Source organism: Burkholderiales bacterium (assembly GCA_035560005.1).
In the GTDB taxonomy this organism is placed as follows: domain Bacteria; phylum Pseudomonadota; class Gammaproteobacteria; order Burkholderiales; family Eutrophovitaceae; genus DASRFY01.
In genome coordinates this window covers 98346-120671 of sequence record DATMAN010000063.1, presented here as the reverse complement: position 1 = coordinate 120671, position 22326 = coordinate 98346, and the positions used below count along the sequence as shown (strand labels likewise).

Sequence of the window (22326 nt, the reverse complement as noted above, 5' to 3'; positions counted from 1 at the left end):
GTCATGCTGGGGCTCGCACCGCTGTCCACCGTGATCTGGCTGCCGATCCTGGCCGGCGTGGCTGTGTTGCTCACCGGCCCGGAGCGCAACGCCCGGGCGGCCCGCTGGCTCGCGCTCGGCGGCGCGGTTGGCGGTTTCCTGGTCGCGATTCCGCTCTGGACGGGCTTCGATCGCTCGAGTGGTGAGATGCAGTTTGTCGAGCGAGTCCCGTGGATCGAGTCGTTCAATATCCACTATCACCTGGGCATCGACGGCATCTCTCTGCTGCTCATCCTGCTCAACTGTTTCACCACCGTGCTGGTGGTGATCGCCGGCTGGGAGGTGATCCGCAACCGCGTGGCTCAGTACATGGCGTCATTCCTGTTCCTGTCCGGGATCATGAATGGGGTGTTCAGCGCGCTGGACGCTGCGCTGTTCTACGTTTTCTTCGAGGCCACTCTGATCCCGATGTTCCTGGTGATCGGGATCTGGGGCGGCCCGAACCGCGTGTACGCCGCGCTCAAGTTCTTCCTCTACACGCTGCTCGGTTCGCTGCTCACGCTGGTGGCGCTGATCTACCTGTACAACGTGTCCGGCGGGAGCTTCTCGCTGCCGGATTATTACCGCATGGAGATCCCGCTCGCCGCCCAGCTGCTGCTGTTCGTCGCCTTCTTCGCCGCCTTCGCCGTCAAGGTGCCCATGTGGCCGGTGCATACCTGGCTCCCGGACGCGCATGTGGAAGCGCCCACGGGGGGCTCGGTGGTGCTGGCGGCCATCATGCTCAAGCTCGGCGCCTACGGATTCATCCGCCTGTCGCTGCCGATCCTGCCGGATGCGAGTCACGTGGCCGCTCCGGCGGTGATTGCGCTGTCCTTGATCGCGGTGGTCTACATCGGATTGGTGGCGCTCGTGCAGAACGACTTGAAGAAGCTGATCGCCTACTCCTCGATCTCCCACATGGGATTCGTGACGCTGGGCACCTTCCTGTTCAACGCGCATGGCCTGGAGGGGGCCGTCATGCAGATGATCTCGCACGGCTTCGTTTCCGGGGCGCTGTTTCTCTGTGTGGGAGTGCTCTACGATCGCCTGCACTCGCGGCTGATCGCCGACTACGGCGGAGTGGTGAATACCATGCCCGCGTTCGCGGCTTTCTTCATGCTCTTCGCCATGGCGAACTCGGGCCTGCCCGGAACCAGCGGTTTCGTGGGCGAGTTTCTGGTCGTCATGGGTGCGATGGACGAGAACTTCTGGTACGCCGCCGCGGCCGCGACCACCCTGGTGTTCGGCGCGGCCTATACGCTGTGGATGTACAAGCGCGTCGTCTTTGGCGCGGTGGCCAACAGCCGGGTCGGCGCGCTGACCGACATTTCGTGGCGCGAGGCGCTGGTGCTCGGCCTGGCGGCGCTGGCGGTGTTGTGGATGGGGATCCACCCGGCACCCTTCACCGAAGTGCTGCACGCCTCGGTGGAGGGGCTGCTGCAGCACGTCGCGCGGTCCAAGCTGTGAGAACAGGATGAAGTCGGCGGCCCGCAACTCGGGAAGAAGATCGAGGACGGTTCAATGAACGACATTCCCTGGTTCGGCGATCTCGTCCCGGCAGCGGCGGAGGCTTTTCTTCTGCTGGCGGTGTCGGTGATCCTGCTCGTGGACCTGTTCCTGCGCGAGGAGAGGCGCAGGGTCACTTATGTCCTGGCGCAGGCCGCGCTCGCGGCCACGGCGGCGATCGCGGTCCTGGAGGGGGGCGACGACGTAGTCTATGCGCTAAACGGCATGTTCGTGGCCGATCCGATGGGCGATGCCTTGAAGCTGCTGGTCTGCGCCTCGGTCGCGGTGGGACTGGCTTATTCGCGCGCCTATCTGATCCCGCGCGGGATGTTCCGTGGCGAGTTCTTCGTGCTGGCGTTGTTCGCGGCACTCGGCATGATGGTGATGATTTCTGCCAATCACTTGCTGATCCTCTACCTGGGGCTGGAGCTGATGTCGCTGTCGCTGTACTCGATGGTGGCGCTGCAACGCGATTCTGCCCGCAGCACCGAGGCCGCGATGAAGTACTTCGTACTGGGGGCGCTTGCCTCCGGAATGCTGCTCTACGGCATGTCCATGATCTACGGAGCGACCGGTTCGCTGGAGATCACCGACGTGGCCGAGCGGATTGCCGGCGGGGCGGCGATTCCCCGCATTCTGCTGTTCGGGTTGGTATTCTTGGTGGCGGGCATCGGGTTCAAGCTCGGGGCGGTGCCGTTTCACATGTGGGTGCCCGACGTCTACCATGGCGCGCCGACCGCCGCCACACTGATGATCGGCACGGCGCCCAAGCTTGCCGCCTTCGCCTTCATCATGCGGCTTCTGGTATCCGCGCTGGGCGCGGAGGCGATCGCCGCGGAGTGGCGACAGATGCTGATCCTGCTGGCGGTCGCCTCGCTCGCCCTGGGCAACCTCGCGGCGATCGCGCAGAGCAACCTGAAGCGCATGCTCGCCTATTCGACGATCTCGCACATGGGCTTTCTGCTCCTGGGGGTGCTGTCGGGAACCGTCGAGGGATACGGCGCGGCGATGTTCTACGCGGTCGTCTACGTTCTGATGGGTCTGGGCGCGTTCGGCATGATCCTGCTGATGGCGCGCGAAGGCTTCGAGGCCGAAGAGCTGGACGACTTCAAGGGGTTGAACCAGAAGAGTCCGTGGTACGCGTTCGTCATGCTGCTGCTGATGTTCTCCATGGCGGGAGTGCCGCCCACGGTCGGTTTCTGGGCAAAACTGTTCGTGCTGCAGGCGGTGGTGTCGGTCGGGCAGGTATGGCTGGCCGTCGTCGCTGTGCTGTTTTCGCTGATCGGCGCGTTCTACTATCTGCGACTGGTGAAGCTGATGTATTTCGATGACTCGCCTGATCGCGTCGGCGTGGCCGCGCTTCCCGAGTCCCGGCTGCTCATGGCGCTTAACGCAATCGCCGTGATCGCGCTGGGTCTGCTCCCCGGCGCGCTGCTCGCGGCCTGCGAGCGCGCCATCCAGCTTTCCTTCCAGATATGAGCGCGGACTTCACCGAGAAGCCGATCGCCTCGCGCACCGTCTATCGCGGGCGCTTGCTGCAGGTCAACGAGGACGAGGTGCGCCTGCCAGACGGCGGGCAGGCTCGCCGCGAGTACGTCCTTCACCCCGGCGCGGCGCTGATCCTGCCGGTGTTCGACGACGGATCGATCCTGCTGGAGCGGCAGTACCGCTATCCGGTCGCAATGCACTGCTACGAGCTGCCGGCCGGCAAACTCGAAGCGGGAGAACCGTCCCTGCGAACCGCCCAGCGCGAGCTGCTGGAGGAGACCGGCTACACGGCGCGCGAGTGGTCCGCGCTGGGACCGCTGTATCCGTGCGTGGGCTACTCCAACGAGCGCATCGACTTCTATCTCGCGCGCGGGCTGGAATTCAAGGGCAAGGCGCTTGACGACGGGGAGTTCCTGGAGTCGCTCGTCGTTCCCCTGGAGCAAGCGCTGTCCTGGATCCGCGACGGCCGCATCGCCGACGCCAAGACCATGCTCGGCCTGCTGATCGCGGAGAAACTCGCCCGGGGCGAGTGGAAAGTCTAGCGATCGGCCTCACCCGGAAAGGCGCACGCAAACGCCAACCCGCGGGATGGAACGATCCTCGCCGACGCTGGTGGTGCTGGCTCTGTGCCCGACGCGGCCGGGCGGTCCGATGAAAGCCGCCTTCCTCGCACGCGTGAGCGATCATGAGATGGGTCTTGCTTCGGTTCAGGCGCTGCGCGCTTCGTCGGCGGGCAGGGCGGGCGTTTCAGGAATCAGAAGCTTCGGCGCACCGAACAGGTGGCCCTGGGCGTACTCCACGCCCATGCCCGCGAGAATCTCGAGCGCCGCGGGGGACTCGACCCATTCCGCGATGACCTGCTTGTTCAGCCCCATTGCCACGTCGCACAGCGCCCGGACGAACAGCTTCGCCGCGTCGTCCTTCGCCACCTCCTGCACGAAGCTGCCGTCGATCTTGAGATAATCGACGTCGAAACGCTTCAGATAGTAGAAGGAGCTGAAGCCCGCGCCGAAGTCATCCAGCGCGAAACGGCAGCCGAGCCGGCGCAGGTCGGCGATGAATCTCTGCGTCAGATTGACGTTGGCCATCGCCGCCGTCTCGGTGATCTCGAACACGAGCTGACTGTGAGTCACGCTGGCGCTTTCGAGCAGGCGCCTGAAACGCTGCACCCAGTTCGGGTCGGAGATGCTGGCGCGCGACAGGTTGACGAAGTAGCGCGCCTTCTGCCCGCGTCGCTCCGCAGCGGACAGGTAGCCGAGCAGCTTCTCCACCACACGTAGATCGATTTCCCGGACGAGACCCAGTTCTTCGGCGATCTGGATGAATTGCGCGGGGAGCACGACCTCGCCATTGCGGTCGCTGATTCGAGCCAGCAGCTCGTGGTGCACCGTCTGGCGGTCGGAGAGCCGTACCACGGGCTGCGACCAGACCGTGATTCGGTCCTGGTCGAGCACTTGCCTGAGTTCCCGCGCCCAGTGCACGCGGCGATGCGTCGCGCGCAGTTCCTCCGATGTGATGTCGTGCAGCACGAAGCGGTTGCGGCCGTCGTCCTTCGCCTGGTACATGGCGATGTCGACGTTGGCGAGCAGCGTGGCCACGTCCCCGCCTTGGAAAGGATAGGTGGCGATGCCGATCGAAGCGCTCAGGGTCGACAGCCAGGTGTCGTGCGCCATCTGCGGCTTGAAGCGCCGCAGCGTGTCGAGCACCGCCTCGGCGGTGCTGATCGCCTCGCTGCGCAGCGCGTCCGGCAGATGCAGGGCGAACTCGTCGCCGCCAAGCCGGAACACCCCGGCATTGCGCTCCTTGACGAGATCCTTGAGCACACCCCCCACCGCGATCAGCAACTGGTCTCCGGCGCGATGCCCGAAGTTGTCGTTGACGTACTTGAAATGATCGATGTCGAGCTGCAGCACGGCGCCCTTTTCTCCCGACGCGAGCGCGGCTTCCAGAGTGCGCTGCAGGCTCACCCGGTTGGGCAGGCCGGTCAGCGAGTCGTGCGTGGCCAGATACTCGATCTGCAGCGCCGAACGGTGCTGCTCGGTAATGTTGCGCGCGGTGCCGCGCAGTCCGACGATACGCCCGTCATCGTCGTACGAGACCCGGGCATTGATGCCGACCCAGCGGTCGCTCCCGTCAGCCGCGATCAGGTGCGTGATGTAGTCCTTGACTTCGCCGTGCTTGCGCAGGGTGGACAGGAAGCGCCGGTTGGAGATGTGCGACGGCCGCGCCTCGAAATCGAAGAAGCAGCGCCCGATGAGATCCTTGGGATGCAGGCCGAAGATGTCCAGCGAGCCGTTGTTCAGGTAGGTGAAGCGGCCCAGCGCGTCCGTGGTCCATATCAGATCATGGGAAGTTTCGACCAGGTCGCGGTAGCGTGCTTCGCTTTCCAGCAGAAGCTGGATGACGCGGCGCTTTTCCTTGAGCGACTTGCGCGCGGCCGCCAGTTCGTCATTCTGCCGGTCTTCCCTGGGCGGCGCAGCGGAGTTCGCCAGGCCGTCGATGATCTCGCGCGCATAGCGCCGGTGGCCGCCGCCGGTACGCCGCGCCACCAGCACGCCCTGTACGTCCCACCGGCGCAACTTCTGCACCGGAATGCCGAGCTTGGCCGCGGCCTCTTGAATCGTGTATTCGGACCCGTTCTGAGCCATGAAACGTGCGCTTGTGTTCTCGCGCCGAACCGGCGGTTCGGCACACCCCCTTGGGAGCGCTCACTGACCGATTTCAGTGGAGTGCCCGCGCGCCGCCCATTTCGCTCTGACGTGCGACCAGACGCTGCATCAGCTTCAGATCGCGATGCGTGAGGCGCAGCGCCGTGTCGACCCAGACTTCCACGACGGCGTCGAGCTCCTGGTAGTCGAGCTTGGCCACGCGCCGCCTGGCGGCCGCGATGCCGTTGAGTCCGTTGCGGTTGCGCACCCGGGCCTGGATGAAGGCCGCGACTTCCGACTCTCCTCTGCCTTCCTCGACGACGAGATCCACCACCCCCAAGGCCAGCATATCATCGGCGCTGTACACCTTGCCACTGGAGATCAGCTCCTCGGTCAGGCGCCGGCCGATCTTGCGCTCCAGGAAAGAATAGGCGCCCATGCCCGGGAACAGGTTGAACATGATTTCAGGAAAGCCGAAGCGCGCCTGCCGCTCGGCGATCAGTACGTCGGATGAAAGCGCCGCCTCGAACCCGCCTCCCAGGCACTCTCCCTGCACCAGCGAGACGGTCGTAATCGGCAGGCCATGCCCGATGTAGTTGCGGTAAAGAACGTCGATGCACGCACGGCCGTACTTGAGCAGGCCCTCCCGGTCCTGCTGTTCGATGAGCCGGACGAAGAGCTGCAAGTCCCCGCCCAGGTTGAAGACCCCTTTGACTCCCGAGCTGAGAACCGCGTACTCGATGTGGGCGGTCTGCCCGTCGACCTCGAGGCGGCCCTCGGTCTGGGTCAGAAAGCGGCAGTAGCGGCTCAGGTCGCTCAGCAGATCGGGGTTGAAATTCGGTCGCGGCATGGGTTTCCACCGCAGCCACACCGCGCGCAGCGCATAGTCATAGAAAGCCGACAGCTGTTCCGAGAAAAAGTACTCATTGGGTCCTGCCAGAGAAGGACCGGCCGCGGCCGGGTTCGGCGTCGAGACGGAGGTCCGGGTGGGTAGGCTCAGTACGGCCTGGGGTACGGTCATGTCCATTTTGTGTTTCTCCTAGCGACGAGAAGGTTCGTTGCACTGCGCAACCGGCTGGCGAAAACTCTGAACCGGCATCCTGGGGCGGAGGCTTACCGGCTGGTGGGCCAGACGCAATCGCACAGCGGTTTCCGAACATAGTGCTTGGGCCAATCTAGCCAAGTCGCGGCAGGTTTGCAAATCTAACGCTCTGATAGATTTGCCTTTTTCTCTTAGTGCTCAACAAGTTGCATGAACTCGTCTCCCTAAGGCGACGTTTCTGGAAGGAGGTTTTGCCAGCGGCATAAAATCGGGCCCTTGTCGCCGAGCCTTTGCATGGCTGTGCAACTTGCGGATTTTGTTGACTTAAGAGCGCTCCCACGCGGACAATGCAGCGACCGTCGGAGATGCGGGCCGCTTCGTGACAATAAGATTTGCCCTCCGCTTGTTGCTCAGGGTGCTGCTACGCGTGCGAGTACGCGGTGACCTGACGCCCTTCAAACACAACAACCGGCTGCTGGTGGTTTCCAATCACCTGTTGCGGCTCGATGCGCTGCTGCTGGGGCTGTTTCTGCCCCGCGAACCGGTGATCGTCGTTCCGCCGGAAGAAGCGCGATCCCGTTGGTGGCGTGCCGTGTTGCGCCTCGTGGACCACGAAGCGCTCGACGTCAACAACCCGCGCACCATCAAGCGGGTGTTGCGCCTGCTGAGGACCGGTCGCCCGGTCGTCTTGTATCCCGAAGGCCGGATCAACGCGGGTGACGGCGTCATGAAGGTCTATCCGGTGGCCGCGTTGATCGCGCTGAAAAGCGGGGCCCCGGTGGTCCCGGTTCGTGTCGAAGCCGATGGCCGCGGTCTGGCGCGCTCGACCAGACCTCCGCTCCTGCCTTCGGTGTCGCTCAGCGTGTTGCCCCCGGCCCGGATCGACGGGGGAACGGCCGCCCATGGGCGGCGCCGGCGCGCCTTCGCTACCTGCCGGCTGGCCGACATCATGCAGTCGATGTGGTTGCATTCGCATTCGAGCAAGCCGATCTTCGAGTGCTTTCTGGACGCCATCGCGGTGCACGGGCGCCGACGGTTGCTGATGGAGGACCACAACGAAGAGCCGAAGTCCTACGGCGATTTGCTGAAAGGCAGCCTCGCGATCTCGCGCTGGATCCGCCGTCACACCGCTCCCGGTGAGAACGTAGGCCTGCTGTTGCCGAACGTGATCGCTTCGGTGTGCGCGGTGATGGGCGTGTCCGCGGCGGGCCGGGTGCCGGCCATCTTCAACTACACGAGCGGCGCCCTCGGGGTGCAAAGCGCGGCGGTCGCAGCCCGGGTGCGCAACGTCGTCACCTCGCGCAAGTTCATCGAGCAGGCGAAGCTCGAATCGCTCGTCCAGGCACTCGCGGACTGGAACCTGCTGTACCTGGAAGACATCCGCTCCGAGTTCGGCCTCGCCGACAAGCTCTGGCTGGTGCTGTTCGCTCTGCGCTTTCCGCGCCTGGTGATCGCCAGGCAGTCCAACCTCGATCCGGCCGTGGTCCTGTTCACTTCGGGCTCCGAAGATCGGCCCAAAGGCGTCGTGCTCTCCCACCACGCGGTCGTGGCCAACGTGGCCCAGTTGCGGGCGGTGTTCGACTTCACAGTCGAAGACAAGGTGCTCAACCCGCTGCCCATCTATCATGCCTACAGTTTTACCGCCGGCATGCTTCTGTCGCTGATCACTGGCACCCGGCTCCTTCTGTACATCTCGCCGCTGCGCTACCGCGCGATACCGGAAATCGCGTACCGGCGCGACTGCACGATTCTGTTCGGTACCAGTACCTTTCTCTCCTACTATGCGCGTCACGCCAGCCCGATGGATTTCCGTCGGCTGCGCTACGTGATCTCGGGCGGCGAGAAGCTGGCCCCGGAGGTGGCGCGCGCCTGGATGGAGAAGTTCGGCCTGCGGATCTACGAGGGCTACGGCGCCACGGAAGCCGCGCCGGTCATCGCGCTCGCCACGCCGGGAAGCGTCCGCCGCGGCAGCGTTGGCCGGTTCCTCCCTGGGGTCGATTACCGACTCGAACCCTTCGATGGCATTCGTGAAGGCGGAGTGCTGCATATCCGCGGCCCCAACCTGATGCTGGGCTACTACCGCTATACCAACCCGGGGCTGTTGGAGCCGCCGCGGTCTTCGTTCGGCGAGGGCTGGTACAACACCGGTGACGTCGTCGAAGTCGACGGCGACGGGTTTGTCCGCATCTGCGGGCGGGTGAAGCGTTTCGCCAAGATCGCCGGCGAGATGATCTCGCTCGACGTGATCGAGCAGGTGGCGAGAAAAGCCTCGCCCGACCATCATCATGCCGCGATCCTGCGCGCGCAGGATTTCAGCGGGGAGACGACCGTGCTGTTTACTACCGACCCGCAACTCAGCCGCGCGCGGCTCGCCGATGCCGCGCGCGCGCTCGGCGCGCACGACCTGTCGGTGGCGCGGCGCATCGTCCACGTTCCGGAGATGCCGCTGCTCGCCACCGGAAAGACCGACTACGTGGGATTGCAGGCGCTGCTCGAAGGTGACACGTACAAGCGCCTGCTGGCCGCCGCCGGCGCCGATCCCGAGCAGGAAAAGTCGGGCGCCTCTACGGCCCCGCGCACGCCTACCTCGAGTAGGTGATGCGATAGAGCGCGTCGGCCTGGTCGTCGGAGACCAGCAGCGACCCGTCCGGCATGACCAGCAAGTCGACCGGACGTCCCCAGCTCTGTTCGCCCTGTTTCCAGCCTTCCGCGAAGACTTCCGCCTTGTCCGGCTCGTTGTCCCTGAGGCTTACCGAGATGATGCGATAGCCGCTCTTGCGGCTGCGGTTCCAGGAGCCGTGCTGTGCGATGAAGATCCGGTTGCGGTACTCAGGCGGGAACATGGTCCCGGTATAGAAACGCAGTCCGTCGGGCGCGACGTGTCCGCCCAGCTTGAGTGCGGGTGGCGTGAACTCGCTGCACTTGCGCTTGTGGCCGTACTCGGGATCCTGCGTGTCGCCCTGATGGCAGTACGGATAGCCGAAATGCATGCCCGGCCGCGGCGCACGATTCAATTCGTCCGAGGGCATGTCGTCCCCCATCCAGTCGCGCCCGTGATCGTTGAACCACAGTTCGCCGGTTCGCGGATGCCAGGCGAAGCCCACCGTGTTGCGCACCCCGCGCGCGAACACTTCCAACTGGCTGCCGTCGGGGTTCATGCGCATGATGTTGGCGTAACGGTCCGGGTCGGGCTCGCAGATGTTGCAGGGCGCGCCCACCGGCACGTAGAGCTTGTCGTCCGGGCCGAAGGCGATGAATTTCCAGCCGTGGTGGCGGTCGCCAGGGAACCTGTCGCTCACCACCACCGGCCGGGGCGGATCGGCGAGCCGTCCTTCGATGTCGTCGAAGCGCAGGATGCGGTTGATTTCCGCCACGAACAAAGCGCCCTTCCGGAACGCCACCCCGTTGGGCATATTGAGCCCGGTCGCGATGGTGTAGCGGCGGTCCGCCTTGCCATCGCGGTCCTCGTCGAGGAGCGCGTAAACCTTTCCCTCGGCGCGCGTGCCGACGAACACAGTGCCCTTTTCGCCCAGCGCCAGCGAGCGGGCGTCGGCCACGCCGGCCGCGAAGACCTCGATCGAGAAACCCGCGGGCAGCTTGATCAGGTCGAGCGGCAGTGCCGCCACTGCGGACCCGGTCGAGAGGGCGAGCAGACCGGGCAGGAAGCGCATCGGGCTGGGCATGGGGTTCTCCTGGATTCGATGTTTGGGTGACAAGCACGTGGCGCGCGAGTTCCGGCCGGGCCTTGAACGCGCCTTCGTCCGCCCCAAGGTTTTCAACGTTTGCGCACGGAGGATGCACCCCCATGTCGGAAGTTTCCACCAAAGAAACCCTGGGATTCCAGGCCGAAGTCAAGCAGCTGCTCAAGCTCATGGTCAACTCCTTGTACAGCAACAAGGAGATCTTCCTGCGCGAGCTCATTTCCAATGCCTCGGACGCATGCGACAAACTGCGCTTCGAGGCGCTGACCGACCCGGCGCTGTTCGAAAACGACTCGGACCTGAAGATCCGGGTCAGCGTGGACAAGGCCGCCCGCACCCTCACCATCTCCGACAACGGAGTGGGGATGTCGCGCCAGGAGGTGGTCGACAACATCGGCACCATCGCGAAGTCGGGCACGCGCGAGTTCTTCGAGCGGCTCACCGGGGATCAGGCCAAGGACGCGCATCTGATCGGCCAGTTCGGCGTGGGTTTCTACTCTGCGTTCATCGTCGCCGACCGCGTGACCCTGCTCACCCGGCGCGCGGGGCTTGCGGCCGAGCACGGGGTGCGCTGGGAGTCGAGCGGCGAGGGGGACTACACCATCGAAACGCTGCGCAAGGAGACTCGCGGCACCGACGTGATCCTGCATCTGAAAGACGGTGAGGACGAACTGCTCGACGGCAACCGCCTGCGCGCCATCATCCGCAAGTACTCCGACCACATCATGCTGCCCATTCTCATGAGAAAGGAGCAATGGGACCCGGCCAAGGGCGAGTTCGTGGCGAAGGAGGAAGAGGAGCAGGTCAATCAGGCCTCCGCGCTGTGGGCGCGCCCGAAGAGCGAGATCAGCGACGCCCAGTACCAGGAGTTCTACAAGCACGTCGCCCACGACTTCGAGCCGCCGCTTGCCTGGACGCACTCCAGGGTCGAAGGCCGCCACGAGTACACGCTGCTTTTGTACCTGCCGTCGCGGGCTCCGTTCGATCTGTGGGACCGCGAGCACCGTCATGGCGTCAGGCTCTATGTGCGGCGCGTGTTCATCATGGACGACGCCGAGCATCTGCTGCCGGCCTACCTGCGTTTCGTGCGTGGGGTGATCGACTCGAACGACCTGCCGCTCAACGTGTCGCGCGAAATCCTGCAGGAATCGCGCGACGTCGAGGCGATGCGCAAGGGTTGCATCAACAAGGTGCTCGCGCTGCTGGAGGAGCTGGCGGAAAAGGACAAGGACAGGTACGCCACGTTCTGGCGCGAGTTCGGACGCGTGCTCAAGGAAGGCATCGGCGAGGATCCCGCGAACGCGGAGCGCATCGCGAAGCTGCTGCGCTTCGCCTCGACGCATACCGACACCGAGGAGCAGAGCGTGTCGCTGGCCGATTACATCGCGCGCATGAAGGAAGGGCAGGAACGCATCTACTACATCACCGCCGAGAGCTTCCCCGCGGCGAAATCGAGCCCGCACCTGGAGATCTTCCGCAAGAAGGGCATTGAAGTCCTTCTGATGTACGATCGGGTCGACGAGTGGGTGGTGGCCAGCCTGCACGAGTTCCAGGGCAAGCCGCTCGCCTCGGTGGCCAAGGGCGACCTCGATCTGGGCCGGCTCGCCGACGAGGAGAAGCGTGCGCAGGAGCAGGAGGCGGGCGAGTACAAGGAGCTCGTGCAGCGCATCGGCGCAGCGCTCGGCGAACTGGTCAAGGACGTGCGGATCACCTACCGGCTGACCGAATCGCCGGCGTGTCTGGTGGTGGACCAGCACGGCATGAGCATGAACCTGGAGCGGCTGCTCAAGGCGGCGGGCCAGAAGGTACCCACCACCAAACCGATTCTGGAGATCAATCCCAGGCATCCGCTCGTACAGCGGCTCAAGGCGCAGACCGACCAGACGCGATTCTCCGACTGGAGTCGCATCCTGTTCGACCAGGCGATGCTTGCCGAGGGCGGCACGCTCGAGGATCCCGCCGCGTTCGTCCGGCGCCTGAACGCGCTGATGCTCGCGCTCGCCGGCGACAGCGGGCCGCGCATCTGGACGCCCGGCGGCGAGGCCTGAGCCCTTCCATGTCTGGAACGACGCGGGGCACGGGGGATCCGGAACAAAGGCAAGGGTCGCCGCGTTCACGCGGCGAGGGAGGGGCACGCCAAGCCGGGGCCCGTGCGATTGCTCGTCGCCTTCGGGACCGAGAAGCACAAGCAAGGCAGCCTGCCCGCTGCCGCGCGCGGGCGACTTCCGGCTCTGCGCGCCAGGCGGCCGGCGTTGTCGTTTCCCTCACCGATCGCGACGAGCCGCTCGCGCTCGGCTCGCGGCGCACATGACGGCGTTCGAGCCTGACTTGCGCGGGAGCGCCGGCGTGCTCGGGCTGATCGGGCGGATGCGTCCGGCCGTCATGATCGGCGCTCTGGCGCTGGGCGCAGCTTGCGCGAATCCAGCGAGACTCCCGCTCTCGGCGCAACCCCCCGCGCAGACCGTGGCCCTGCCCGCCGGGTCTACGCCATTTGCGGGTCTGTGGCTTGGGGACGCCGAAGGCGGCGGCGTGGAGGTGCTCGGCATGGTGGCCGGTCCGGCGGCGCTCGCGGGACTCATGCAGGGCGACCGCATCCAGCGCATCGGCGAAAGGGAGGTGGACGCGGCGCGCGCCAGGGCCATCATCGACGCATCGGCTCCGGGCGCACGGCTCCTTCTTCAAGTCGTGCGCGGAGCCACGCCGCTGCAAGTCGAGCTGGTGGTCGACGAGCGCGAGCGCTGGTCCGGACCCGCGGACTATTCCGCAGCCGTGCCCTATGCCGCGGTCATTTTCGACGACGACGCCGACTCCGCGGGCGACCCGCTGGAGCAGGCGCTCGCGGCCGCGCCGGACGCCGCGCCGATCGCTCGGCGCCTCGATCGGATGTTCGCCGACCTGGCACGCCGAGACACGGGCTACCACAAGCTGCCTCTGATTCGCGCGGCGCTGGAGCGGCCTCTCACGATGAGGCGCTGGCGGGACCGCCTCGTGGCCGGGATGCGCGCGCCAGCGACCGACCGGCTCGCCCATACGATCTGCGAGCACCTGGCGCTCGACTGCCCGGTCGCCGTCACGACCTGGCCCAGCGGGCCGGTCAGGCTCGCGCAGTTCGCGGCGGACGTGAGCTCCGCGAATGCGCGCGTGCGCCGCATTTTTGCCGCAGCCGGCATCGACCGCGCGCAAGCGGTCGCGGATCTGCACTACCTACTGCAGAAGACCGCGGCCGATCGCACCTTGCTGCGGCAACCGGAGGTGTTGCGGGGCATCCGGGCCATGCAATCCAGCATGCGCCTGGAGCTGGCCGGCTTGCTCGCGGTCCTCGACGATCTGCTCCGGAACGCTCAGCGCCCGGTAGAGGCTGCCGGAGTCGCGCACGCCCCGCCTGCCGCGCTCGCCGCCATCGTGCAAGGCGAGATCCTCGATCATGTCGAAGTCGACGGCGGCTACGTCGTGGTCGGCGGCCCCGGACCGAATCGCTATGCGATGGACCGGCTCTATGCCGTGATCGACCCCGGCGGTGATGACGTATATCGCTGGGGCGGGGAGATGCCGGGCGAGACGCAGACGCTGATCGATCTCGCGGGCGCCGACCGTTACGAAGCCGCAGTCGGCGGGCCCGGTGCCGGCTGGCTGGGTGTCTCGGTACTGATCGACCGGGCCGGTGATGATCGCTACGAGAGCGCGCTCGGCGGGTGCGGCGCGGGTGCCATGGGCTTCGGTGTCCTGCTCGACGGCGCTGGCGCCGATCGCTATCAGTGCGCTGCGTGGTCGGCCGGCGCCGCGCTCTATGGCAGCGGGATCCTGCTCGATCAAGGCGCCGAGTCGGACGTCTATCGGTCCGAAGTCTTCAGCCAGGGCGCAGGCGGGCCGCGCGGATTCGGCGTCTTGCTGGACGCGGGCGGTGCGGATCTTTATCGCGCCAACGGGCCGGTGCCTTCGGCGTACGGCGTTCCGGCTTCATTCATGGCGTTCAGCCAGGGAGTGGGCGTTGGCATCCGTCCCTATGATCTGGGCGGGGTCGGAGTGCTGCTCGATCTGGGCGGGGATGATCGCTATGAGGGCGGCGAATTCAGCCAGGGCGGCGGCTACTTCTGGGGTGTCGGGCTGCTGCACGACGCAGGCGGAAACGACCTGTACTACGGCAATCGCTATGCACAGGGCTTCGCCGCTCACCAGGCGTTCGGCCTGCTCGCCGACGCCGCGGGCGATGACGTCTACTGGTCGATGACGGCGGCCGGGCAGGGCGCGGCCTGGGACCAGTCGGTCGCGCTGCTCATCGATGGCTCCGGCGACGATGTCTATCGTGCCGATGCGTTGAGCCAGGGCGCCGCCGCACAGCAGGCCCGCGCGCTGTTGCACGATCTGTCCGGCGACGATTTCTACCGCGCGGCGAGCGAGGTTGCGCAGGGGGCGGCGGGGGAGAATGCCTACCACTTCCGCGGCGAAGATCCGATCTTCAGTCTCGGCGTCTTGATCGACGAATTCGGCTTCGATCGCTATTCCACGCGACTGGCCAATGGCGAGACGCGCTGGCGGGCCGGCGAGCCGAGCAACGGCGCCGGCGTCGGCGGAATCGCGCTGGATCGTCCGTGAAAAAAGAGCGCGACGGCGATGCCGCCCGGCCGGCGGGACCGTTGAAGAAGGGCGGCGGCTGCTCTAACGTGACCGCCTGCCTTGCGTGAACGAGGTGCGCATGTTTCCTTCGAACGATCATCGGCCATTGACCAGACGGGCGTTCCTCGTCACGACGCTGGCCACCGGATTTGCCGCTGCCGTACGGCCGGTGGCGGCGCAGACGATACACACCGGCGATGCGGGTCTGATCGCCGGCGAAGTGAGGATTCCGGTGAGCGACGGGGAAATCCCTGGTTACCGCGCGCTGCCCAGTGCCGGCGTCATGTTTCCGCTGGTGCTCGTGGTGCAGGAAATCTCCGGCGTGCACGAACACATCAAGGATGTCTGCCGGCGGCTTGCGCACGCGGGTTACTTCGCGGTTGCGCCCGAGCTCTATGCGCGGCAGGGCGATGTCTCCGCGATGCAGGACATCCAGGACTGGTTCGCCCGGCACGGCGCGCGCTAGGAAGCGCGCTGCGCATCGCGCCGACTGCCATGAAGAATCTGCCCAACGCGATCACGCTGTTGCGCCTGTTGCTGGTGCCGGTGATCGCCGTGCTGCTCGCCGAACAGCGTTTCGCGGGGGCGTTCGCGGTTTTCGCCATCGGCGCCGTGTCCGACGGCATCGACGGCTGGCTCGCGCGCCGGCTGAACGCGGAATCCCAGGTCGGTGTCGTGCTCGACCCCGTCGCCGACAAGCTGTTCGTCATTTCCACGGCGTTCGTGCTGGCCTGGGAGGGCCTGCTGCCGCTGTGGCTGGCGATGGCGCTGGTGGCGCGCGACGTGCTGATCCTGGCGCCGCTGCTCATCGACCCGAAGTTCAAGGATCAATGGCCTTCCCCCAACCGCGCAGGCAAGGCGCACACTGCGCTGGCGCTGCTGACCCTGGCGGCGACGATCGCCCACGGCGCGCGCTGGATCGACGCTCCCGCGCTGCTGCTTGCGCTGCAGGTGGTCCTGACGGTCTCGATCGTGGTTTCGCTCGCCCTCTACGCCCGCGCGTGGCTATCGGGTGGTCTTATTCGATGACTCCGAGGCGACCGTTGTGCGAGCCCATGTACCAGAGCCGGCCGCGCGCATCGACGATCATCTTGCGGATGCCCACGCCCTTCGACGGCAGAGGCACCACCTGCATTGCGCCGCTCGTCGGATCCAGGCGCACTACCGTGTCGGTGTTGATCTCGTTGACCCAGACGATGCCGGCGCCATCGACGGTGACCGCGTAGGGTCCGCCGTTGGCGCCCGCCGGAAGCGAATATTCCCCCACGATGCGCGCGCTCGCAGGGTCGAGCCGGATCAGCTTGCCGTTGCCGTAGAGCGTGATCCAGAGCGTGCCGTCGGGCGCGGCCGCCATGCGCCGCGGTGCGGTGCCCGGCCCGATATCGACGTCCTCGATCTTTCCGGTCTTCGGATCCAGTCTGCCCAGCTGGCCGCTGCCGATGCGGCAGAACCACACGTTTCCCGATCGATCCAGCGCGATGCCGTAGGGCCTGCCGGAGGTGGGGTATTCAACGATGCGCCCGGTCTTCATATCGAGCTGCCCGATCCTGTTCGCCGATTGCATCGTGAACCAGATCGTGCCGCGGTCGTCGGTCACCAGCGTGTGCGGATCGCCCCCGGTCGGCGTCCTGAACTGGGTGACCTTGCCGCTCTTCGGGTCCAGCCGCCCGATGGTTCCGTTGCCGTTGCCGGTGTACCAGACGATGCCGTCGCGATCGACCAGCAAGCCGTGCGGGCGCGCCCCGGACGGCAGATCCCACTCGTGGAACTTCTGCGTCTGAACGTCGAAGCGCGCGATCTTGTTGCCGTACATGACCGCGATATAGATGTTGCCGTCCGGTCCCGGCGCCGGGTCGCGCGCGAACTCCGGCGTGGGCACCGGCCATTCCGCCACCTTGTTCTGGAAGCTCGCCGGGCTTCCCGGAGCCAGCCCATAGTTGGAGCCGCCCGCGAGCGCCGCGCTCGGAGAGGACAGCGTGGCGAGGGTCGCAAGCAGCGGGATCACGCGCATCGGTTTGTCCTTCGATCGAGGTTGCACAGAAACGACAATGGCCCCTGACGGGGCCACCGGTCGCCCGTATCCGGTGCCGTCCGTGGGCGAGGCGCTAGCGGCCCTTCCACACCGGCGGGCGCTTCTGCATGAAGGCGTCGATGCCTTCGCCGACGTCCTCCGCCATCATGTTGCAGGCCATCACCTCGGCGGCGTAGTCGTACGCTTCTTTCATGCCCATTTCGATCTGCTCGTAGAACATGCGCTTGCCGGTCGCCACCGCCACCGGCGACTTGGCGATGATCGCGCCAGCCAGCGCGGACACTTCGGCGTCGAGCCGGTCCGCGGAGACCACGCGGTTCACCAGCCCATACGACTTCGCGGTCTGCGCATCGATGAATTCGCCGGTCAACAGCATTTCCATCGCCGGCTTGCGCGCGACGTTGCGCGAGACGGGAACCGCCGGCGTCGAGCAGAACAGGCCGACGTTGATGCCCGAGGTGGCGAACTTCGCCGCCTCCGAAGCGACCGCCAGGTCGCACGCGGCGACCAGCTGGCAACCGGCCGCAGTCGCGATTCCGTGCACGCGCGCGATCACCGGCTGCGGGATGCGGGCCAGGGTCAGCATGAAGCGGCTGCACTGCGCGAACAGCGCCTCGTAGTACTCCTTGCGCGGAGTGGCGCGCATCTGCTTCAGATCGTGACCGGCGCAGAATGCCGGACCGTTGCCGGCGATGACGACGACTCGCACCGACGCATCCCGCTCGATCGCATCGAGCGCCGACTGCAGCTCGGTCAGCAGCTCCTGCGACAGCGCGTTGTAATGCTTGGGACGGTTCAGAGTGAGCGTGGCGATGCCGCCCGCGTCGCTGCGCAAAAGCAGCGGCTCGGCGGTCGCGACGGCTTGCGTGGTGGCAGCGACGGTGGTGCTCATGGCTTGCTCCGGTCGGGACCTTTCGAGCCCACATTCTAGGCGCGCGCGGCGGGACGTCCAAGCCCGCCGCGCGGCCCCCTGCGCGGCTGGGGCGCCCCCGGCGTGCGCGAGGGTAAACTCGAGCTCGCAGGCAGACCGCGGCGTCGGTGCCGCCGAGCGGACCACAAGGGGATCCCGTCGATGAATGAAGTTCGCAGCACTGCCTGGAGCGAGCACTCGGACCGCAAGCGCGCCCTGATCAGCGAGATCAGGCGACGCGAGCCGCGCGACGGCGCGCGGCTGCTGTCGGAACAGTCTGCGCTGCTCGCTGCTCAGGTGCTGCAGGAGCTCAACCCGGGCCTCGTATCCGACATCCTGGAGCGGCTCTCGGAGGATTTCGGTGCGCGGGTACTGGCGGCGGCGCCCAGTGAAGTCGCCCGCCAATGGGCCCGCAACCAGTCCTACCCTGAAGGCGCGATCGGCCGCATGATGGAGCCGGCCGTGGCGGTGTTTCCCCCGGGCCTGACCGTGGAGCAGACGCTCGCGCGGCTGCGCGGCGTCATTCGCACCGCCTTCGTCACATATTGCTACGTGGTCGACGGCGCATCGCGTCTGCTCGGCCTGGTTACCATGCGCGACCTGCTGTTCGCCCGGCCTTCGGACCGGCTCGAAGCAATCATGCTGCGGGACCCGTTCGCGCTCTCGCCCGATACGCGGCTCGATGCCGCGATGAGGCAGGCGCTCAATCGCCACTATCCGGTGTATCCGGTGTGCGACGAGCGGGGCCGGCTGGTCGGTCTGGTGCGCGGGCAGGTCCTGTTCGAGGAACAGACCTTCGAGATCAGCGCGCAGCCGGCCGCCATGGTCGGCGTGGAGGAAGAGCGCCTGGCCACCTCCTGGGCGCGCAGCTTCAAGTTCCGCCACCCGTGGTTGCAGCTCAATCTGCTGACCGCTTTTCTGGCCGCGGCGGTGGTCGGCCTTTTCCAGGACACGCTCGACCAACTGGTCATTCTCGCGCTGTTCCTGCCGGTGCTGGCCGGGCAGTCGGGCAACACCGGCTGCCAGTCGCTGGCGGTGACCTTGCGCGGGCTCACGCTCGGAGAACTCGGCAAAGGCAAGGAACGCGCGCTGATCTTCAAGGAAGCTTCGCTCGGTTTTACGAACGGAGCGCTGGTCGGCGTCGTGGCCGCCATGGGCATGTACGCCACCGCGGTATCGCAGAACAACCCCGCGGCGCTCCTGCTGGGCGCGGCGACGTTGCTCGCCATGATCGCCAGTTGCGTGGTGAGCGGGGTCTCCGGCGCCGTGATCCCGCTCATGCTCAAGCGGCTCGGCTTCGACCCGGCGAGCGCTTCGAGCATCTTCCTGACGACCGCCACCGACATCGCGAGCATGGGCTGCTTCCTGGGACTGGCCACGCTGCTGATTCTTTGAGTTGGGGACGCGGTGGGAATAACATTGGTCCGGAAGGCGAAGCGGGTTGTCCGCCGCTGCCGCGCACTGTTCATTGCTCCGCCACCCGCTCGAGTCATCCGGTGACTACGTCGGCTTCCTGGTCCGAACCCTTTGCCTGCGGCTGCGCCGCCTCGCCCAACTGGCGCGACGCGGCCAACGCCTGCCTCGCCCAGCTTGGCAAGGGTCCGCACGGCGCCAACCTCGGCTTTCTCTATCTCACCGACAGCCTGGCTTCCGAGGCGCGACCGATCCTGGAGTTTTTCCGGCAGAACACCGGCGTGCTGCACTGGGTCGGCACGGTGGGCATGGGGATCTGTGCCACCGGCCGGGAGTTCTACGACCGCCCGGCGCTCGCCGTCATGCTGTGCGCCTTCGCAGACGACAGCTTTCGGGTGTTCTCGGGCGTGCGCACCGCGCAGGATCTGGAACGCGTGGCCTTGCATTTCGGCGGCGTGCCGGCCAACTTCGCCGTGGTCCACGCCGACCCGCGCAATGCCCAGCTCGCCAGACTGGTGTCCGACCTGGCGGGCATTCTGGAGAGCGGGTTTCTGACCGGCGGGCTGACCAGCTCGCGGCGCGATTACGTGCAGATCGCTGACGGCGTGGTCCGGGGCGGACTGTCGGGCGTGCTGTTCTCCGAGGACGTCGTGGTGTCCACGCGGCTCACACAGGGATGTGCGCCGATCGGGCCGCGTCACACCATCACGCACGCGCAGCAGAACGTGCTGATCACGCTCGACGGACGGGCTGCGCTGGATGTATTCCGCGAGGACATCGGCGAGCCGCTCTGGCGCAATCTCGCGCACTTGGGAGGAACGATATTCGCCGGCCTGGCGGTCCGCGACCGCGCCGACTACCTGGTGCGCAACCTGGTCGGCATCGACCCGGTGAACAAGCTGCTCGCCATCGGTGATGTGCCTCAGGAAGGGACGAAGATCATGTTCTGCCGGCGCGACAACGCCTCGGCGGCCGATGACATGGAGCGCATGCTCGAGAGCATCAAGAACGGCCTTTATCGGGCGCCGCGCGGCGGCGTGTATTACTCGTGCATCGGTCGCGGGGCCAGTCTGTTCGGCGAGGACTCCGAAGAACTGCGCATGATCGAGCGCGCGCTCGGCGACATTCCGCTGGTCGGTTTCTTCTGCAACGGCGAGATCTCCCACAATCGCCTGTACGGCTACACTGGCGTGCTCACGCTTTTCCTTTGAGGGCCCACAACCGGGGAGCGGCGGATGAACAAGAAAGATGGCGGTTTCGGATGCGCCCTGAACGGTAGCTTGACGATGCGTCGCGCTGCAGCGTTCGCGATGCCGCCGCTTTTCGGCCGGCGTTGCGTCGCCGGCCTTCGGTTTCCGAGCGCGACGGCATGATCGACCGGCGCTATTCGCAACTGCTGCGGGCGATCGCCGCGTTCCGCCGCTACGAGCCCCCGGAGCGCGTGCAGCTCTGGGAGGAACGGTTCGCGTTCGGCGTCGAGGACATCGAGCAGGTGTTCGAGACCGTGGTGTGCGGGGAGCCGCTGCTCGCTCCGCCGGTCCCCCTGGCGCACGGCGCTCATCCGCCCGGCGAATACCGCGCGCCGGCCATCGCGGCGGATCTCGCCTTCGCGTCGGCGGTGCAAATCGCCCAGCAGGTGCGCTCGCGCTCGCTCTCCCCGCTCGAGGTCGCCTCGCTGTTTCTCGGGCGCATCGAGGCGGCTGCCCATCTGAACGCCTTCATCGCGGTCGATCACGCCCGTGTCAGGGACGAGGCCGAAGAGCTCGCGGTGCGCATCCAGCGCGGCGAAGATCCCGGCCCGCTGGCCGGCGTGCCGGTCGCGGTCAAGGACCTGTGCCCGGTGCGGGGCTATCCGCTGACTGGCGGAACCCGGGCGGCGGAGGCGAAACGTCAGGCGCGCGATGCGCGGTGCGTCGCCCGCCTGCGGGAAGCGGGCGCGCTCGTGATTGGCGTCACCAACCTGCACGAACTGGCCTTCGGGGTGACCAGCGCCAACCCCCATTTCGGCCACGTCCAGAATCCGCGGCTGCCGGGATGCATTCCGGGCGGCTCCAGCGGCGGTTCGGCCGCCGCGCTGGCGGCCGGTCTGACTACGCTGGCGATCGGGTCGGACACCGGCGGCTCGATCCGCCTGCCGGCGGCCTGCTGCGGTGTTGTCGGGTTCAAGCCCAGCTACGGCGCGGTGCCGGCGGGCGACGTCTGGCCGCTGGCCTGGTCGCTGGATCATGTCGGCCCGATGACCCGATCGGTCGAGGACGCCGCGCTCATGTTCGAGGTGATGGCCGGTCTGCCGCCGCACTGCACGTTGCCGCCGGAAACGGTGAGCGCGCCGTCCATCGTGCGCCCCCGCCGTTTCTTCTTCGATCTGCTGGAAGACGAGGTGCGCGTGGCGGTCGACGCCGCCCTGAAGAAGCTGGAGTCGGCCGGCGCGCGCATCGCGCCCACCGACATTCCGGGCATCGAGCTGTCCCCCGGCATCCAGCTCATCACCATCAACTGCGAAGCGGCGCAGAGCAACGCGCATCTGCTCAAGGCGCATGGAGACAAGCTCGGCGAGGATGTGCGCGTGCGCCTGGAGATCGGACAGTTCTATCTGGCGGTCGATTACATCAAGGCGCAGCAGCTGCGCAAACAGGTGCGCGACGCGATGATCGGTGCGTTCGCTGACGCCGATGTCATGCTGATTCCCGCGATGCCGGTGCTGCCGCCGAAGTCCGGCACGAGCACGGTGGAGATCGGCGGCCGACCGTTGCACATCGCGCCGCTCTTGACGCGCTTCACTTCGCCGATCAACTTCTGCGGTTTGCCGGCGATCAGTCTGCCCTGCGGCAGGGCCGGAAACGGCGCGCCGGTCAGCGTGCAGATCGTCGGCCGGCCCGGTGCCGACGCCCGTGTGCTGCAGGCGGCAAAATGGTGCGAGGGCGTCTTCGCCCGGTAAGGCGCGCGCAACCACG

At 66.6% G+C, this 22326-nt stretch carries 16 protein-coding genes; 11 read left to right on the top strand and 5 right to left on the bottom strand.

Annotated elements, in window-relative coordinates:
* Nucleotides 1–3: 3 nt before the first annotated feature.
* The 3 genes from VNM24_09650 to VNM24_09640 are packed head-to-tail and all read left to right on the top strand — an operon-like array spanning nt 4 to nt 3554.
* Nucleotides 4–1485, top strand: a complete 1482-nt coding sequence (locus VNM24_09650) for an NADH-quinone oxidoreductase subunit M (GenBank protein HWQ38856.1) — start codon at nt 4–6, stop codon at nt 1483–1485.
* Between the two features lie 54 nt (nt 1486–1539).
* Nucleotides 1540–3003: an NADH-quinone oxidoreductase subunit NuoN gene (nuoN, locus tag VNM24_09645; protein HWQ38855.1), complete on the top strand. Its 1464-nt coding sequence runs from the start codon at nt 1540–1542 to the stop codon at nt 3001–3003.
* Complete coding sequence (locus VNM24_09640; GenBank protein ID HWQ38854.1) at nt 3000–3554, top strand: NUDIX hydrolase; 555 nt, start codon at nt 3000–3002, stop codon at nt 3552–3554. The genes nuoN and VNM24_09640 overlap by 4 nt, the downstream gene beginning before the upstream one ends.
* A gap of 165 nt (nt 3555–3719) precedes the next feature.
* Here VNM24_09640 and VNM24_09635 read toward each other — a convergent pair whose 3' ends face one another.
* Nucleotides 3720–5660: an EAL domain-containing protein gene (locus tag VNM24_09635; protein ID HWQ38853.1), complete on the bottom strand. Its 1941-nt coding sequence runs from the start codon at nt 5658–5660 to the stop codon at nt 3720–3722.
* A 73-nt stretch (nt 5661–5733) separates the two neighbouring features.
* Nucleotides 5734–6687, bottom strand: a complete 954-nt coding sequence (locus VNM24_09630) for a crotonase/enoyl-CoA hydratase family protein (protein ID HWQ38852.1) — start codon at nt 6685–6687, stop codon at nt 5734–5736.
* A gap of 442 nt (nt 6688–7129) precedes the next feature.
* On the opposite strand from VNM24_09630, the gene VNM24_09625 reads away from it, so the two are divergent.
* On the top strand, nt 7130–9301 hold the full coding sequence (locus tag VNM24_09625; GenBank protein ID HWQ38851.1) for an AMP-binding protein: 2172 nt from the start codon (nt 7130–7132) through the stop codon (nt 9299–9301).
* Here VNM24_09625 and VNM24_09620 read toward each other — a convergent pair.
* Nucleotides 9285–10385, bottom strand: a complete 1101-nt coding sequence (locus VNM24_09620; GenBank protein HWQ38850.1) for a sorbosone dehydrogenase family protein — start codon at nt 10383–10385, stop codon at nt 9285–9287. The genes VNM24_09625 and VNM24_09620 overlap by 17 nt on opposite strands.
* 122 nt (nt 10386–10507) lie before the next feature.
* Here VNM24_09620 and htpG point away from each other — a divergent pair, with 122 nt between their 5' ends.
* The 4 genes from htpG (at nt 10508) to VNM24_09600 (ending at nt 16046) form a co-directional block, all read left to right on the top strand.
* Nucleotides 10508–12451 carry a molecular chaperone HtpG gene (gene htpG, locus VNM24_09615; protein ID HWQ38849.1) on the top strand — a complete coding sequence of 648 codons (1944 nt, stop codon included), beginning with the start codon at nt 10508–10510 and terminating at the stop codon, nt 12449–12451.
* A gap of 259 nt (nt 12452–12710) precedes the next feature.
* Nucleotides 12711–14996: a hypothetical protein gene (locus tag VNM24_09610; protein ID HWQ38848.1), complete on the top strand. Its 2286-nt coding sequence runs from the start codon at nt 12711–12713 to the stop codon at nt 14994–14996.
* A gap of 100 nt (nt 14997–15096) precedes the next feature.
* Nucleotides 15097–15483 (top strand): dienelactone hydrolase family protein, encoded by a 387-nt coding sequence (locus tag VNM24_09605; GenBank protein ID HWQ38847.1) that lies wholly within the window; start codon nt 15097–15099, stop codon nt 15481–15483.
* A gap of 29 nt (nt 15484–15512) precedes the next feature.
* Nucleotides 15513–16046, top strand: coding sequence for a CDP-alcohol phosphatidyltransferase family protein (locus VNM24_09600; protein HWQ38846.1), 534 nt, complete (start codon nt 15513–15515; stop codon nt 16044–16046).
* Here VNM24_09600 and VNM24_09595 read toward each other — a convergent pair.
* Nucleotides 16036–17028, bottom strand: coding sequence for a hypothetical protein (locus tag VNM24_09595; protein ID HWQ38845.1), 993 nt, complete (start codon nt 17026–17028; stop codon nt 16036–16038). The two genes, VNM24_09600 and VNM24_09595, sit on opposite strands and share 11 nt — an antisense overlap.
* A 94-nt stretch (nt 17029–17122) precedes the next feature.
* Entirely contained in the window at nt 17123–17941 is an 819-nt protein-coding gene (locus tag VNM24_09590) for an enoyl-CoA hydratase (protein ID HWQ38844.1), read from the bottom strand.
* Nucleotides 17942–18121: 180 nt separating this feature from the next.
* On the opposite strand from VNM24_09590, the gene VNM24_09585 reads away from it, so the two are divergent.
* The 3 genes from VNM24_09585 (at nt 18122) to VNM24_09575 (ending at nt 22310) form a co-directional block, all read left to right on the top strand.
* Entirely contained in the window at nt 18122–19354 is a 1233-nt protein-coding gene (locus VNM24_09585; protein HWQ38843.1) for a magnesium transporter, read from the top strand.
* A gap of 101 nt (nt 19355–19455) precedes the next feature.
* Nucleotides 19456–20583 carry an FIST C-terminal domain-containing protein gene (locus VNM24_09580; protein HWQ38842.1) on the top strand — a complete coding sequence of 376 codons (1128 nt, stop codon included), beginning with the start codon at nt 19456–19458 and terminating at the stop codon, nt 20581–20583.
* A 158-nt stretch (nt 20584–20741) separates the two neighbouring features.
* Nucleotides 20742–22310 carry an amidase gene (locus VNM24_09575; protein HWQ38841.1) on the top strand — a complete coding sequence of 523 codons (1569 nt, stop codon included), beginning with the start codon at nt 20742–20744 and terminating at the stop codon, nt 22308–22310.
* Nucleotides 22311–22326 lie beyond the last annotated feature (16 nt).